We start from the raw sequence: 16,461 nt of genomic DNA on the forward strand, positions 1-16,461 counted from the left end.
TATTTTTATAAAAATTACCATTTTATGATTATTTTTATCTATATTGTAAATCCGAAACTAAATATCAACAATCCTTTTTAAGATTAGACTCACAAAAAAAGCGACTAGAACTATTCTCTCGTCGCTGTCTGCAGGAGACTTAATAAACTAACTCTGCTTGTTTGTAAGTTCCACTAATTAGACGAACCGGCTTATGATGTGGAATAATTTTTCACTTTTAAAAAGACCACCTGTGATCTTCTGGTAAACAGTCATCACACAGCAGTTTTCCTTCGAAAGTTGCTCCATTACACAACTGTAACAACGGATTATCTTTTTCTCTGTCTGTTGTCCAACGTCCACAAGTTGAGCATTGTACACAATTCATTGAAACTGGATTCAAGACAACCGTGGAGCAACTTTCCCATTCTACATTCACTTCCTTCGCTCCGATTTTGATTGTTTGGGCGTGACACAACTCGTTTGTGACTTGATCAATCATCCCAAAATCTTTATGTACTTCTGTTTCTTCTATTTCGACCAAGAAAGATACATTGATTAAAACTGTTTTTTTCAAAGTTAAGTCTCCTTTCAGATATTCAATGCCTCAGAGTTTTAATTAGAAGGTATCTTTTGCTAAAGTTTCTCTTCAACAAGATTACCATTCGGCAATGGCGAAGATTCACCTACAAAAAGCGTCAAAACCGGTGAATGGCTCTGACGCTTCAATCATTTTTTATGTGATTACTTATGATACGGTTCATTCCGGTTAATCCGGTACGCCCGATAAATCTGCTCACACAAGACGAGCTTCATCAATTGATGTGGGAACGTCATCTTCGAAAATGAGATCGTATCGTCCGACCGTTTCATGACGTCGTCGGATAAGCCAAGCGACCCACCGATGACGAAGGCGATTTTGCTCTTGCCGTACGTTGCCAACTTGTCGAGCTCGCGGGCGAACTCTTCACTCGTCCGCTGCTTGGCGTCGATCGCGAGAGCGATGACGTGCGTGTCCGGACTGATTTTCGCCAAAATCCGCTCGCCTTCTTTTTGTTTTACTAGAAACATGTCGGCTTCACTCAAATGTTCGGGCGCTTTCTCGTCCGCAACCTCGATTTCATGCACTTTCGCGTATGCCGACAGGCGCTTCGTGTACTCCGCAATTCCTAGTTTCAAATATTTTTCTTTTAATTTGCCGACCGTGATAATTGAAATATTCATCCAATTCTTCCTTTTTCCACAGTTTTTTCGGAGTTATCCATAGGGTTATCCACAGAGTTATCCACAAATCCACATGTTGACAATCATTTTTTGCTTGACACAACATATGTTGCGTCGGCGTCACAGAACTCACATTTGACTTGTCCACTTGTGGATAGTTCTTCGAGTAACGGGTACTCCCCCGTCTCATCGACAATGATGTCTAAAGCGATTTCAACATGTTCCTTGCATACTTTTTTTTCCACAAATTTTCCTCCTTAAAAAAGAAGCGTCGCCGCTCCTTTACGTTGCTTCTGTTAATGTGGCCTCGGTCGTTTCTGCCTTGCCTCGCCGTGTATATTCGATGACGATGTTATCCCCGACCGCGGCGTCTCGGTACAAAGCGTCACGTAAATCGACGTAGCGTTTAATCTCACGGTCGCCGATCTTCGTGATGACGTCCCCGACGCGAAGCCCTGCTTGTTCGGCCGGACTACCGGGTGTGATCGCTTCGATGAACACACCGTCCTCTTTGTCAAAACTGATGCCGTATTCTTCCCGGACGTTGCCCGGGACGGCGATGACTTCTTGGATCGTGACGCCGAGCTGAGCCCGTGTCACCCGTCCGTCACGCTCGAGCATGTCGATGACCGGTAGCGCCACGTTGACCGGGATCGAGAAGCCGACCCCTTCGACGCTCGCTTCGGCGATCTTCATCGAGTTGATGCCGACGAGCTCACCGCGGATGTTGATGAGTGCCCCGCCCGAGTTGCCGGGATTGATGGCGGCGTCGGTCTGGATGACTTCGGCATTATAGTCCATGAGACCGTCCGCGTTCGTATCGACCGGCACGGTCCGTTCGACACCACTGACGATACCACGCGTGACCGAGTTTGAAAAGACGCCGAGCGGGTTGCCAATCGCCATCACGGTCTCGCCGGCCTGTAGCACCGTCGAATCGCCGAGCACGATCGGATTGACGTCAATATTCTCCGGAAGTTTCACGGAGGCGACCGCCAAGTCGTTGAGCGGGTCTTCTCCTAAAATCGTGGCCGGGGCGACTTGCCCATCGGCGAAAGCGACGTTGATCTCGTCCGCTTCCTCGATGACGTGGAAGTTCGTGACGATGTACGCCGTATCCCCGTCGACTTTATACACGACGCCAGAACCCGCACCAGCCTCCCATTGCGAGTCCGAGGTGAAGGCGCGCTGGATGTTCGTGATGCTGACGACGGACGTCTTCGCGCCTGTGACGGCGGCCGTGATGTCCGATTCCGTGACGGTGACGGCTTGCTCGGTACGGACCAGCTCGTTTGTAACAAAACGAGAGGTCGGCGAATCCCAGAGCATCATCGCGAAAAAGAATAACGCCGCTCCTAAGAATCCGCCAACCCCTCCGAGTAATAACGGTTTTACATTCAGCCGTGGCTTATGGCGCACGTGTTCCTCTTGCTTCGGACGCCACTCGCTTCGGGATGGAAAAGTCGATGGTGAATCGTTCATTGATGTTGCTTCGTGCTCTAAAGGTTCGACGTCTTGAGGTTCATACTCATGGTGTCTCTCTTCGTTCACGACGCGCCCCCCCTTCAGGACAGTGTTACCTGTCTTTTCCCAAGTTCGCTTATAAAGAAACGAGCGGACATGGGATTAATGGGTCGGTGTCATGCAATTTGATGCGTCCGAGATCGACGTCACGCATGCCGAGCGTCTGTGCGACGCTCATCTGCGCGAGTTCTTTCATATTGTTGTCTTTACTGAGGTGGGCCAAAAAGATCCGTTTCGTCCGCTCACCGATGACCTCGCTCATCGCGATGGCGGCGTCTTCGTTCGAGACGTGGCCATAGTCCCCGAGGATGCGCCGTTTGACGCTCCACGGGTACCGTCCCATCTGCAGCATCGAGACATCATGGTTCGACTCAAAGATGAAGTCGTCCGCGCCGCGGATGAGCCCTTTCATCCGGTCCGAGACGTACCCGGTGTCTGTGATGTGGGCCAATCGCTTGCCGTCATGGGCGAACTGATAAAACATCGGGTCGGCCGCATCGTGGCTGACGTTGAACGACTCGATCTCGATGTCACCGAACTGTTTGATGTCACCGACCTCAAAATGGAACTTCAAGGCCGGATCGATCTTCCCGATTTTATCTTCCATCGCTGCCCACGTCTTCGCATTCGCATAGATCGGCAAGTTGTACTTCCGGGCGAGAATCCCGACTCCTTTAATATGGTCGGAGTGCTCATGTGTGACGAGCAGTGCGTCGATACCCTCGAACGACTGGCCGATGTCTGTGATGCGTTGCTGCATCGCCTTACCGGTCAATCCGGCGTCGACGAGCAATTTCGCACGGTCCGTCTCAATATAGAGCGCGTTACCGGTCGAACCGCTCGCGAGCACACTGTAGCGTAAAGTCACTCGATCACTCCTTTCAGTCTTCTAAATTAAATTCAACCCGTTCGACCGTCCCATCGATGGCATTGACGAAATACACGTTGTCGTCGATGGCGATCGACCAGAGCGGCGGCATGATGATCAAACTGCCGGAACTGTCGAGCGGTAAGCTATAAAACCCGGTGTTGATGGCGCGCATCTCTTGGTTCGGCTGGAAGTACTTCCGGGCCGCGAGTTGCGAGATCGCCTCGCTCGCCGTCAAGACGAGGTCGTCTTGCGATTTCGACGACAAGTTCGTCAAATGGCGCTGCTTGTAGTCCGTCACTTCGTAGTTTTCGTTCAATTGGAGCAATAACAGGGACGGACCGATATATGTCTCTGTGTCCGCCTCGATTTCCGGGTTCGAGAAAATCTTATTGTTTTCATACGTCTGAACGAACGCGAGTTGGCGCGTCTCTTGGTCAAACCGCCAGTAGGCGTACTCTGATCCGAACGGCACGTACTCGGTGACGAACGTCGACGACGTCGTCCGCAAGTCGTTCTCGTCGAGCGGGACGGCTTGTTTGAGCTCGACTTCAAGCTGCATGTTGTCGAGCGTCGTCGCTAGTTGTACTTCACGATTTTTCGTGATCATCGACGCCGACATCTGCTCAGACGAGCCGGTCAAATAACCGATATCCCGTCCCATCCGTGGCAATTTCGATGCGTCGACGTCACGTTGGTCCAAGATTTGGGCGATTGACGTGTTGTCGCTCGTCACAACCTCGGTCGCCCACGTTTCCGTCAAGAGCTGGAACAACAGGTAGATGTTCAGCGCGAGGAAGGCGAAGATTAAAATCGTTTTCGCTTTACTCCAATCCACGGTACATCATCCTCTCTGTCCAATCTTCCGGCTTGTCGTAAGGGATCCATCTCCCGGCTTCACGGACGAACCAATTCGGAGAGAACGTGACGTAACGACTCGCGTCTTCATTGTATTCAATCTCATAACCGAGACGAATCTCGGTCACGTTTTCGAACCGATCTGCGTTGACGAGCGTATCGATGACGTCTTGCCCGTCCGCAAGCTGTGTCGTCCCGACCGAGATCAACCGGTCGATTTCGAGATGGTGACGCGTGATGGACCGGACTTGTGCCCCGTCGTTTTCAACGCGCAGTGTGGATAAGTCGATCGCATCGTTGTTGATAAACGCATCACGCTGGCTAAAGACAGGGTGCCCTTTCACGTGAAACCGAAACACGGTCGTCTCAAATCCTTTGTTCGCTGGTGTGATCGCATCGAAACGAAGGGACAGGCCTTGACTCTCTGACGTCTCATCGACCCAGCCGCCATGAAAGTTGACGAAGTCGACGATCGTATCAAGCCCGATTGCCGACTCGCGCTCGGTGCTATTACGTGACAAGTTGCGATAGCGGCTCGCGTTCAACGTCGCGTCATACTCGGCGACGCTGATCCCGTTCGTGAGTGCGCCGACCGAACTCGCCGGATCGACTTCTTGAACGTTCGGGTCCCCGGGGAAGAACGTATCGCGCATCCAATCAAGGCGTGCCGAGATCTGGATTTGTGAGACGTCATACGCGAACAGCTCGTTCATCTCAGGCCCGACGACCGGGATATAGTTGACCCGCTCGTCCGTGTACGTGACCCGTTGCATCGCGCGGTTCGAATCTTTTAAGAACAAACTATTGACGTCCCCTTGTCCGGCTTTAGAGAGCCGACCTTCCCACAGCGACTGATCGCTCATGATCGCCCGGACTTTCCAGACGTTGTCGTCCATGAAGATGAGCGCCCGTTGCGGTACTTTCCCTGACAGGCTGTAAGACCCGGGCAGAATGTAACTGAGCGTGTCCGCATAGTATGGTTCCGGTAAAATCAGTTCAACTGCCTCGTTGACACCTGCATACAAGCTCGGTACGTTTTTGGCAGCGAGCGGTTTAAACTCGTTCGCCTCGAACGCATCGCGGATGACCCGAGCGATTTGCTTCGGCGTGTTCTTCGTCGCAAAGACAGCGTTGTTCTCGTGGACGACCGTCTGGGTTGGCACGATAATTTGCCTCGCCTGACGTTGCAGCGACTCGTCCACCGTCGCCACTTGGGTCTCGGATTGGACCGATTGATACTTCGGATGGTAATCCCAAAGGATGACCGTTTGGACGATGGACGTGACGATCAAGGTAAGCAAGACGAGCGATTTCACCAGCTCTGGCTTCGCCCAGAAACGTTTTCGTCCCATCAGTCATTCACCTCCACGATCGTATCGAACGGGATGGTGAAGTAAATCGTCGTCCCACGTCCAAACTCGCTCTCCGCCCAAATGTCGCCACCGTGGGCTGAAACGACTTCCTTGGCAATCGACAGACCGAGTCCGGTCCCGCCGATATTTCGCGCTCGGGCCTTGTCGACCCGATAGAACCGTTCAAAGATTTTCTTCAAGTTCGACTTCGGAATCCCGACACCTTCATCTTTGATGCCGATGACGAGACGTTTCGCCCGTAGCATCGTCCGGAACGTGATCGTCCCGCCTTCTGGCGAGAACTTGACCGCGTTCGTGATGATGTTGTCGATCACTTGCGTCATCTTATCTTGATCGGCGTGCACGTAGACGCGACGCTTCATGAGCTTCCGGCGGAACTGGATCGTTTCGCCTTTCGTCATCTCATGGCGCTCGATGATATCGTTGAAAAACTGGATGAAGTCGAACTTCACTTTTTGCATCGTATACTCTTTACTGTCCATCTTCGAGAGCTGGAGTAAGTCGTTGACGAGACGAATCATCCGTTCGGTCTCGTTTTGGGTCGTCTCTAGGAACCGTGGTGCGAGTTCATCGTCTTTGTACGCGCCTTCGGCGAGCACTTCGAGATAGCTCCGCATCGTCGTGAGCGGCGTCCGCAGCTCGTGGCTGACGTTGGCGACGAACTCACGGCGGTCTTGTTCGACTTGCTCTTGCTCGGTCACGTCATGCAAGACGACGATGAGACCAGTGATCGGACCGCTATGTTTTTGAATTGGTGAGAAGTAGGCGCGGACGAGGAACAATTCTTCGTCCGTACTGAGATCGATCAATTTCGCCGGCATCGTCCCATCTTCCGGGATGACGATCTCATCGTCAAACTCGAGCAGGCTCTGCAGGTTCGACCCCATCGCCTCTTCTTCGGCGACACCGATCATATCGCGGGCCTGGTCGTTCATGAGGATGACGCGGAGCGAACGGTCGGTCGCGACGACACCGTCCGACATGTTCTCTAATACACTTGTCAACCGGCGTCGTTCCGCCTCGGTCGTCGCGTTCGCTTCCATCAGTTCATCGGTCAGTTCGTTAAAGGCGTAAGCGAGTTGCCCGACCTCATCGTCGGAATAGACTTTAACTTTCCGCGAGAAGTTTCCTTTTCGCATCTCGACGGCTTGACGACGCATGTCCGCAATCGGCCGCGTGATCGTCCGTGACAGCAAAATTCCGAGGATGGACGTGATGATCAAGGCGATGAGCGTACCGGTCGCAAGGATCCTTGTCACTTGCTCCATCTGGTTGTAAATCGATTGCATCGACGCCTCGATATAGATCATCCCGGTCGTCGTCCCATCGACCTCGGATTTGATCGGGACGGCGACGACGCGCATCCGCTCGTTCGAGTCTTCATAGACGAGCGTCTCTTGCGCACCACTTGTCGCGAACGATTTTTGAATGAATGAACTCGCCGTCCGTTGTCCGACGAGGCTTTGGTTATTTTGGTTCGAAGTCGCCCGGACGACACTGTTCGTGTCGATAATTTGGACTTCGCGAATGTCGTCAGCTAGCGTCGTGCTCTCCGTAAACTCAGACAGCAGTTGATCCAGTACCTGGTTCAACTGCTGATCAGTAGTCGAGTCACCGCCGTTCGATGCGATCCCTTCACTGACGTTATAGCTCAGAAGGTTGGCCCGATCGACGAGCGACTGCGAGAAGTTGTTGATGTATTGTCGTTCGAGGGAGCGTACGAAGTACACTCCGATGACTTGCATCGCAACAAGGATGAGCAGCGCATAGATGACGACGAGCTTCCACTGGATTGATTTAAAGAAGTTCGTCCGTTTCATCGTTTAGTCTTCTTCTCCCGCTTTTAAATAGTACCCGACACCGCGACGCGTAATAATATACGTCGGCGTGCTCGGGCTGTCTTCGACCTTCTCCCGCAAACGGCGGACCGTCACGTCGACCGTACGCACGTCTCCGAAGTAGTCGTAACCCCATACCGTCTGGAGCAAATGCTCGCGCGTCATCACTTGGCCGATATTTTGGGCCAAGTAATGGATGAGCTCGAACTCACGGTGTGTCAGTTCAATCTTCTCTTCGCGTTTCGTGACCATGTATGAATCCGGATGAATCGTCAAGTCACCGATCACGATATCGTTCGCATTGGCGCCTTTCGCTTCAACGGCCGGTGCCGTCGCGTGACGACGCATGTTCGCTTTGACGCGGGCCAATAGCTCGCGTGAGCTGAACGGCTTCGTGACGTAGTCGTCGGCGCCGAGTTCGAGACCGAGCACTTTGTCAATCTCTGAATCTTTCGCCGTCAACATGATGATCGGCATATCATACTTCTTACGCACTTCACGACACACTTCCATGCCGTCTTTGAGCGGGAGCATGATGTCGAGCAAGATCAAATCCGGTTTGACCTCCTCGACTTTCACGAGTGCCTCTTCCCCGTCATACGCGACGTGGACGACATAGCCCTCTTTTTCAAGTTTAAACTTCAATATATCAGCGATTGGTTGTTCGTCATCTACCACTAAAATCGTACGATCCATTCAGTAAGTCCTCCTCTTATCGTTAAACGTACATGCCTACATTGTAACTCTTTTTCTATAGGTTAGAAAGTGTGGTCCATTTCCGTGGAAATAGACGACAGCTTATAAAAAAAGTACATCAAATGATTTTGATGTACGCTAGTAAAACTCAGATGTAGTTACTTTTGATCACTCGGAATCATGACAGGTTGTTTATGCGCACATTCCCAAGTGATTAATGTCGTGCTGTCTCGTACGCCTTTATTTTGAATCGTTTCTAAGATGGAATAAAGAGATTGGGTAGTGTTACCTGAAAATGCACGATGTAATTCTGAAGAATCAATGAACGGATCACCTGGGCATTCCAGTACGCCGTCGGTCACTAATAAAATTCGACTTCTCCCAGACCTGAGTTCCCGTACCCCACTGCTATAGCATGGAATCTGCTGACTGAACGTATTTACTTTGCCAATCCATTCATAGAATTGCCTCTGATTTAGCTGGTATTGATTCAAGTTTACAAGTTCGTCATGAAATAAAAAGCAGACACAGTCTCCAACGGAAAGCCACCATATGTATTTGTCTTTACGGACTACAAGTAAACAGGCAGTCTCCCCTTTTAATATTTCACACTTTATCAGAAATTCAGGTGATTGTAACAGTTGTAGAATGTGATTTTCAATCTTTGAAAAATAGGTTCTTGTAATTGATTGATTTAACAGATGTATCAGCGAATTTTCGTTGGCATTCAGTAAATCAATCAACGCTTCAGCACTATCTGCTGATTGATGTGCATCCAAAATCATTGCTAATTCCCAATCTTGCTCTTCGTTCGCCCAAACTAAACAACCATCTTCATTTTTGTATTGTCCTTTAGTTGAGTTGCCACCAAATCGTCCCACATGAACGTGATTGATTGACATGACATCAATTTGGTCTACGTAATGCGATTGAGCACCTGTCCAATGAAATTGATTCGGGATCGATCTCATAGACGTACCAACTCTAAGCCATGCCTCATTTGTTTGCAAAATCGAATGAGTGATTCGGATTGAAGCAGTGGTGCATCGTCCCAACCATAGACATCCATCGGCCCAAAATACGCTTCCGGGGTACCAGGGTAACGAGCAACCATGTGCATATGTAAATGAGGGACAGAATTCCCGGACACAAGCGTATAGACATGTTCCGCTCCCGCTACGTCTTTCAGGACTCGACTTAATTGCATCGTCATTACACCCCAAGCTTGGGCTTCTTGGACGGTCATATCAGCTAAAGAAGGTACATGTCTTTTCAAATCGATCATCAGATGACCTTTATAATTCGGCTTTCCTTCCCGATCAATATGACCCACATATAGCAAGTCATCTTCATAAATGGCTTGACCATCAGTCTGAATGACACCTCGATGTTTGTCGCAGATAAAGCAGTTATTCACATGTCTCGCCTCCTTTTGTGTGTTTCATTATGAAGGATGTTATCCACATTTACCCAAATAAAAAAGGAGAGAGTGCTCAATGTTTTGAACAATCTCTCCTTTAGTTTTTATACTGCGTAAATATCACGCAAGATGACCGTCTGTTCACGCGCCGGTCCGACCGAGAACGTCAACAGTTCGATGCCCGTCAACGCTTCGATCCGTTTGACGTAGCGCTGTGCGTTCACCGGCAAGTCTTCGAACTTGCGAACTCCTGTGATGTCTTCCGTCCAACCTGGGAGCTCTTCAAACACCGGCTCACACTTCTCGAGGACGCGGAAGTTCGGCGGGTACTCGTCGAGGAGCTTGCCTTCGTACTCGTATGCCGTACAAATTTTAAGCGTCTCAAGACCTGTCAACACGTCGATCGAGTTGAGGCACAGGTCGGTAATGCCGCTGACACGACGCGAATGGCGTACGACGACCGAGTCGAACCAACCGACACGGCGCGGACGTCCTGTCGTCGTACCGTACTCCTTACCGACTTCACGAATCGTGTGACCAATTTCGTCATCGAGCTGAGTCGGGAACGGGCCGTCTCCGACGCGTGACGTGTACGCTTTACAGACGCCGACGACGTGGTCGATTTTCGAAGGTCCGATTCCGGCACCGCTCGATACCCCGCCTGACGCCGCGTTCGACGATGTGACGAACGGGTACGTCCCGTGATCGATGTCTAACAGCACACCTTGCGCGCCTTCGAACAGGATTTTCTGTTCTTCGTCGAGCGCATCGTTCAACACGACCGATGTATCACACACGTACTTGGCAAACTGTTGGCCGTACGCATAGTATTCTTCAAAGATATCATCGAATTCGACCGCGTCGACTTCATACATCTTGACGAACATCCGGTTTTTGATTGCGAGGACCGTCTTCAGTTTCTCGGCGAACACTTCTTTGTCGAGCAGGTCAGCGATCCGGATCCCGATCCGTGCCGCTTTGTCCATGTAACAAGGGCCGATCCCTTTGAGTGTCGTCCCGACTTTCGCGTCACCTTTCGCATCTTCTTCAAGCTTGTCTTGAAGCTGGTGATACGGCAAGATGACGTGGGCCCGGTTTGAGATGCGGAGGTTGTCCGTGCTCACGCCGCGCTCATGTAAGTATGCAAGCTCTGTAATGAGTGACTTCGGGTTGACGACCATCCCGTTCCCGATGACACATGTCTTGTCCGAATAGAAGATCCCCGATGGAATCAAGTGAAGTTTATACTTCGTATCATTGAAGACGATCGTATGACCAGCGTTGTCTCCCCCTTGATAACGCGCGACGACGTCGGCTTGTTTAGACAAGAAATCGGTGATCTTCCCTTTTCCTTCATCGCCCCACTGCGTTCCCACTACGACTACTGATGACATAATGAATCCTCCTTGTAGATAAACGTTCTGTTCAAACCATTGGTAAGTGTACACTTGCCACTTCAGAAAGTCAACCTAATACCGAACGATAATTTTATGTATTACCCTTTCGTTCGTTATTGACTCACATTCAATTACTATTTCCCCGATTCTACAAAAAAACACCACCGATCTCACATCGGTGGTGCGAAAGCTTGCGTCTCCATGTTGACGAACTTGTTGTACTCTTTCCGGAACGAGAGTTTGACCGTCCCGGTCGGACCGTTACGCTGTTTGGCGATAATGATCTCAATCGTGTTGGCATCTTCACTCTCTTTATCGTAATAGTCGTCCCGGTACAAGAAGGCGACGATATCGGCATCTTGCTCGATTGCCCCGGATTCCCGGATATCCGACATCATCGGCCGTTTGTCTTGACGGCTCTCTACGCCACGCGAGAGCTGCGACAAGGCGATGACCGGTACTTGGAGTTCCCGGGCGATCGCTTTGAGCGTACGCGAGATCTCAGAGACTTCTTGTTGCCGGTTCTCGCCCGGCTTGCCGGTCCCGACAATGAGCTGCAAGTAGTCGATCATGATCATGCCGAGACCGTACTCTTGCTTCAAGCGGCGGCATTTGGCCCGAATCTCGTTGACGCGAAGACCTGGTGTATCGTCGATAAAGATACCGGCCTGTGATAACGACGACATCGCGAGCGATAGCCGTCCCCAGTCCTCAGACTCGAGTCGCCCGGTCCGCAGACGCTGCGCGTCGATATTGCCTTCCGCACAGAGCATCCGCATGACGAGTTGTTCGGCACCCATCTCAAGACTAAAGATGGCGACGTTCTCGCCCGTACGGACCGCGACGTTTTGCGAGATGTTGAGGGCGAAGGCCGTCTTCCCGACAGAAGGACGGGCGGCCACGATGATGAGGTCGTTACGCTGGAACCCGGCCGTCATCTTGTCGAGGTCGCTAAAGCCGGTCGCGATCCCCGTGATCTCACCACTCGATTGATGCAGCTTCTCGATCGTCGAATACGCATCCGACAAAACCGAACCGATCGAATGGAAACTCGATTGGCCTTTCCGTTGCGAAACTTTTAAAATGTTTCGCTCGGCATCAGATAGGACCGCATCGACTTCGTCTTGACGCTCGTATCCGTCCGAGACGATATTCGTCGCCGTCCGGATGAGACGCCGGAGCGCCGCCTTTTGATCGACGACGTTCAAATAGTACCCGATGTTCCCGATGGCAGGAACCGCCTCGGCGATTTCGGCCAAGTAGTTCAATCCACCGATCTCATCGAGGATTCCTTGTGATTGGAGCTCCGAACTGAGCGTGACCAAGTCGACGAGTTCCCCGCGGTCGTTGATCTTCAGCATCGCTTCGAAGATCCGTTGATGGCTGACACGATAAAAGTCGTCCGGGTCGACTCGTTCCGAGGCCGTGATCAGCCGGTCAGAATCGAGAATAACTGCCCCAAGGACGGCTTGTTCCGCCTCAACGCTATGTGGCGGAGTATTGACTTGAATCGCATCACTCATTCGTTTCTACCTCGCCTTCAAGCTTCTTGAACATGTACGTTTAACAGTGCCGTGACGTCATGGTGCAACTTCACGGGCACTTTTGTGAAACCGAGCGCTTTGATCGGATGTTCAAGTTCGATTTTACGCTTATCGATCTTGTAACCCATCCCTTTGAGCGCTTCACCGATTTGTTTGCTCGTTACCGAGCCGAAGACACGGCCGCCTTCGCCTGATTTCGTCTTGACGACGATCGTCTCTTTTTCAAGCTTGTCTTTCAACTGTTGCGCGGCTTTCAGCTCTTCTTCGGCTGCTTCCTCGGCACGGCGTTCTTTCGCTTGAAACGCCTTCAAGTTGCCTGGTGTCGCTTCGACTGCCAAGTTTTGCTTGAAGAGTACGTTTTTTGCGTAAGCATCGGCGACGTTTTTCACGTCCCCTGCCTGTCCTTGACCTTTAACATCTACTTTTAAAATGACTTTCATTCCGATTCCTCTCCCTCGTTTTCATCTGTCGTGTAATGATCGATCGCTTCTTTTAACAGCTGTTTCGCCTCGTCGCGACCCACGTTCAACTGCGTGGCCGCGTTCGTCAAGTGGCCGCCCCCGTCGAGCATCTCCATGATGACTTGAACGTTGACGTCACCGAGCGAACGGGCACTGATCCCGGTCCGACCGTCTGGCAAGATGGCGATGACGAACGAAGCCTTGACGCCTTCCATGTTCAGGAGTTGGTCCGCCGATTGGGCGATCAACACTTGATGATGGGCCTCGTCGTCTGAAGCGACCGCAATTGCCATACCGCCTGCATAAATGTCGGTATTCTCTAAAATATGCGACTGTTCGATATAAGAATCGAGGTCTTGCCGCATGAAATGTTGGACGAGCACGGTGTCCGCTCCTTGAATCCGGAGGAATGAAGCGGCATCAAACGTCCGCGACCCGGTCCGGAGCGTGAACCCTTTCGTATCGACCATGATTCCGGCAAGGAGCGACGTCGCCTCTAAAATCGACAGTTTGCGGGTACCCGCTTGATATTCAATCAACTCTGTCACGAGTTCACACGTCGACGACGCGTAAGGTTCCATGTAGACGAGCACCGGGTCCTCGATAAACTCTTCGCCGCGACGATGATGGTCGATGACGACGACTCGTTCGGCCCGGTCTAAAAGATCCCGTGAGATGACGAGTGAGGGACGATGCGTGTCGACGATGACGAGAAGTGTCTGGTCATCGATGAGCGGTTGCGCCTCAAACTCCGTCAAAAAGCGGCTGTACAAGTCTTCATCATTCTCGACTTCATGGACGAGCCGTTGAATCCCGACACTCGTCTCGCCGGCCGGGATGACGACGTACGCCTCACGACCGACAAACTCAGCGAGCTTCATGATTCCGATCGATGCGCCGAGCGAATCCATGTCCGGGTTTTTATGTCCCATGATGAGGACACGGCTCGACTCTCGAATCAAATCACGCATCGAGTTCGAGATGACGCGGGCACGTACCCGCGTCCGTTTCTCGGTCGGATTCGTCTTGCCGCCGAAGAAGCGGACTTTTCCGTTATGACGTTTGACGACGACTTGGTCACCACCGCGTCCGAGCCCTAAATCGAGGCTCGATTGGGACAAGTTTCCGAGTTCGGTCAGCGTCGTCTCGCCGCAGCCGATACCGATCGAGAGCGTGAGCGGAATTTTATGTTCCTTCGTCGCTTCCCGTACCTCATCAAGAATCGAGAAGCGATTGTTCTCGAGTTCCGAGAGCGTTCGTTCGTTCATGACGAGGAAAAACCGGTCGGCAGCCGTCCGCCGCATATAAATGTGATATTTTTGCGCCCACTGGTTCAAGAGAACGGTCACACGGCGGTTGATTTCGCTGCGGACCTGTTCATCGACGGCAGTCGACATCTCATCGTAGTTGTCTAAGTAGAGGACGCCGATCACTGTCTGCGTTTCAGAGTACTTCTGTTCAATCTCCGCCTCGTCCGTCATATCGAACAAGTACAGCGTTTGATATTCCTTATTGTACAGGACACGGTATACACGGTCCCCGACTTCAATCGTCGCCTCGTCCTCTTCCTCCTCGATCAACTCCGTAAAGGCCGAATGAATCGAGTCGATCGAGATGCCCAGTTCCATCTCAAGTTCAAAGATGAGTCGGGACTGTTCATTGAACCAACTGATGCGCCGGGTCTCATCGAATATTAGAATCCCGATCGGCATACTCGTGAGCGCTTCTTTGCCGACATCCTCAATCCGATGTGAGAGCGAGTGGACATAACGTTCCCACGCTTTGCGTTCTCGCCGGATCGTCACTTGCTGATACGTGAAGAAGATCAGCGTGCCCACGAACAGGGTGATTGCCGCCACAATGCTGTAGAACGCCAATCCTAACGAAACGAGCATTCCAATCACATACGGAATCGCGTAACGTGCGTATTGGTTCTTCACTGATGTTATTGCTTCACCACTGTGCATGTGTGCCTCCTAAAATGAGTGCCAAGCACTCATGATGTCTAAATGGTTTCTGCTCTATCATACCATATCTGCCGGTTTCACTTACACTCCTACGTGGAGACAGAAAACAAAAAAAAACGACTTACCCCAAAGGATAAGCCGTGTGTCAAACATTACTCTGCAACGTATGGAAGCAAAGCCATTTGACGTGAACGCTTGATAGCGACAGTAAGTGGACGTTGGTATTTCGCTGAAGTACCAGTCACACGACGTGGAAGAATTTTCCCACGCTCTGAAACGAAGCGCTTGAGCAATTCTACGTCTTTATAATCGATATGAGTGATGTTGTTCGACGTAAAGAAACATACTTTACGACGACGACGACCTCCTGGACGACGTGCCATGTGAAGACCTCCTTTATTAGTTTAGTTTCGAATCGACGCGATCAAAATGGTAGATCGTCATCCGATAAGTCGATTTTGCCGCCACCCGAGAACGGATCTGCTTCAAAACCTTTGTTTGAAGATTGGTTTGAAGATTGGTTTGAGGACTGAGATGAAGTCGAAGAAGCGGCTGCGCCCCATCCTGATCCACTTGACTCACCACCACCGAAAACATCTCCCGCTGGTGCTGTATCACGTTGCGCTGAGGCACCGCGTGGTTCAAGGAAGCGTACGCTATCTGCTACGACTTCTGCCCGGTAACGACGTTGGCCATCTTGACCCTCGTAACTACTGATTTGAAGGCGACCGTCTACGCCGGCCATGCTGCCTTTTTTCAAATATTGCGCCACGTTCTCTGCTTGTTTGCGCCAAACGACACAATCAATAAAGTCCGCCTCACGCTTCCCATCTTGTCCAGTAAATGGACGATCGCAAGCGAGAGTGAAGCGAGTTACGGCGATTCCGCTCTGCGTATAACGCATTTCTGGATCGCGTGTCAATCGACCAACTAACACAACTCGGTTAATCATCTCAAAGCTCCCCTTTCACAATATGAAGCGTCAAGAATCAACGCTCATCTTTAGTTGTCATTTGACGGACAACGTCATCAGAGATCTTCATGAGACGCTCTGTTTCTTGGATCGCTTTAGGTTCAGCAGTGATGCTAAGAAGAACGTAGTATCCTTCGCGCATTTTGTTGATCTCGTAAGCGAAACGACGTTTACCCATATCTGTTGTTTTTTCAACAGTACCTCCGTTGTCAGTGATGACGTTGTTAAAACGTTCAATCAACGCTTTTTTAGCTTCCTCATCAACTGATGGACGGATAATGTAAAGTAGTTCATATTTACGCATTATCTTTCACCTCCTCTTGGACTAGCGGCTCCTAC

At 51.0% G+C, this 16,461-nt stretch carries 18 protein-coding genes; all 18 read right to left on the reverse strand.

Annotation, left to right across the window (positions count from 1 at the left end; all coding sequences use genetic code 11):
- Positions 1-217: 217 nt before the first annotated feature.
- Positions 218-556, reverse strand: a complete 339-nt coding sequence (locus tag EVJ24_RS10970) for a hypothetical protein (protein WP_131441345.1) — start codon at positions 554-556, stop codon at positions 218-220.
- Between the two features lie 167 nt (positions 557-723).
- Positions 724-1,203, reverse strand: a complete 480-nt coding sequence (gene rlmH / locus EVJ24_RS10975) for a 23S rRNA (pseudouridine(1915)-N(3))-methyltransferase RlmH (RefSeq protein WP_016509065.1) — start codon at positions 1,201-1,203, stop codon at positions 724-726.
- 83 nt (positions 1,204-1,286) lie between these two features.
- Complete coding sequence (locus EVJ24_RS10980; protein WP_071398695.1) at positions 1,287-1,448, reverse strand: CxxH/CxxC protein; 162 nt, start codon at positions 1,446-1,448, stop codon at positions 1,287-1,289.
- Positions 1,449-1,485: 37 nt separating this feature from the next.
- Positions 1,486-2,754, reverse strand: coding sequence for a S1C family serine protease (locus tag EVJ24_RS10985; protein ID WP_131441346.1), 1,269 nt, complete (start codon positions 2,752-2,754; stop codon positions 1,486-1,488).
- A gap of 49 nt (positions 2,755-2,803) precedes the next feature.
- A complete protein-coding gene (locus EVJ24_RS10990) occupies positions 2,804-3,595 on the reverse strand; it encodes an MBL fold metallo-hydrolase (RefSeq protein WP_071398693.1) in 792 nt (263 codons plus the stop codon).
- Between the two features lie 13 nt (positions 3,596-3,608).
- On the reverse strand, positions 3,609-4,433 hold the full coding sequence (locus tag EVJ24_RS10995; RefSeq protein WP_071398692.1) for a two-component system regulatory protein YycI: 825 nt from the start codon (positions 4,431-4,433) through the stop codon (positions 3,609-3,611).
- Positions 4,420-5,805: a two-component system activity regulator YycH gene (gene yycH / locus EVJ24_RS11000; protein ID WP_131441347.1), complete on the reverse strand. Its 1,386-nt coding sequence runs from the start codon at positions 5,803-5,805 to the stop codon at positions 4,420-4,422. The genes EVJ24_RS10995 and yycH overlap by 14 nt, the downstream gene beginning before the upstream one ends.
- Positions 5,805-7,646: a cell wall metabolism sensor histidine kinase WalK gene (gene walK, locus EVJ24_RS11005; RefSeq protein WP_071398690.1), complete on the reverse strand. Its 1,842-nt coding sequence runs from the start codon at positions 7,644-7,646 to the stop codon at positions 5,805-5,807. The genes yycH and walK overlap by 1 nt, the downstream gene beginning before the upstream one ends.
- 3 nt (positions 7,647-7,649) lie before the next feature.
- Entirely contained in the window at positions 7,650-8,360 is a 711-nt protein-coding gene (yycF, locus tag EVJ24_RS11010; protein WP_070329347.1) for a response regulator YycF, read from the reverse strand.
- Between the two features lie 158 nt (positions 8,361-8,518).
- Entirely contained in the window at positions 8,519-9,331 is an 813-nt protein-coding gene (locus EVJ24_RS11015) for a protein phosphatase 2C domain-containing protein (RefSeq protein WP_131441348.1), read from the reverse strand.
- A complete protein-coding gene (locus EVJ24_RS11020) occupies positions 9,328-9,777 on the reverse strand; it encodes an HIT family protein (protein ID WP_131441349.1) in 450 nt (149 codons plus the stop codon). Before EVJ24_RS11020 ends, EVJ24_RS11015 begins: the two co-directional genes overlap by 4 nt.
- A 107-nt stretch (positions 9,778-9,884) precedes the next feature.
- On the reverse strand, positions 9,885-11,174 hold the full coding sequence (locus EVJ24_RS11025) for an adenylosuccinate synthase (protein WP_131441350.1): 1,290 nt from the start codon (positions 11,172-11,174) through the stop codon (positions 9,885-9,887).
- 173 nt (positions 11,175-11,347) lie between these two features.
- On the reverse strand, positions 11,348-12,700 hold the full coding sequence (gene dnaB, locus EVJ24_RS11030; RefSeq protein ID WP_070329345.1) for a replicative DNA helicase: 1,353 nt from the start codon (positions 12,698-12,700) through the stop codon (positions 11,348-11,350).
- A gap of 17 nt (positions 12,701-12,717) precedes the next feature.
- A complete protein-coding gene (gene rplI, locus EVJ24_RS11035; protein WP_070329344.1) occupies positions 12,718-13,161 on the reverse strand; it encodes a 50S ribosomal protein L9 in 444 nt (147 codons plus the stop codon).
- Positions 13,158-15,149, reverse strand: coding sequence for a DHH family phosphoesterase (locus EVJ24_RS11040; RefSeq protein WP_070329343.1), 1,992 nt, complete (start codon positions 15,147-15,149; stop codon positions 13,158-13,160). Before EVJ24_RS11040 ends, rplI begins: the two co-directional genes overlap by 4 nt.
- A gap of 152 nt (positions 15,150-15,301) precedes the next feature.
- Positions 15,302-15,532, reverse strand: a complete 231-nt coding sequence (gene rpsR / locus EVJ24_RS11045) for a 30S ribosomal protein S18 (RefSeq protein ID WP_015880232.1) — start codon at positions 15,530-15,532, stop codon at positions 15,302-15,304.
- Between the two features lie 41 nt (positions 15,533-15,573).
- Positions 15,574-16,101 carry a single-stranded DNA-binding protein gene (ssb, locus tag EVJ24_RS11050; RefSeq protein ID WP_070329342.1) on the reverse strand — a complete coding sequence of 176 codons (528 nt, stop codon included), beginning with the start codon at positions 16,099-16,101 and terminating at the stop codon, positions 15,574-15,576.
- Between the two features lie 37 nt (positions 16,102-16,138).
- Positions 16,139-16,426, reverse strand: a complete 288-nt coding sequence (gene rpsF / locus EVJ24_RS11055) for a 30S ribosomal protein S6 (protein ID WP_071398686.1) — start codon at positions 16,424-16,426, stop codon at positions 16,139-16,141.
- Between the last annotated feature and the right edge of the window lie 35 nt (positions 16,427-16,461).

It is taken from the genome of Exiguobacterium sp. SH1S21 (genome assembly GCF_004337175.1).
GTDB lineage: Bacteria > Bacillota > Bacilli > Exiguobacteriales > Exiguobacteriaceae > Exiguobacterium > Exiguobacterium aurantiacum_A.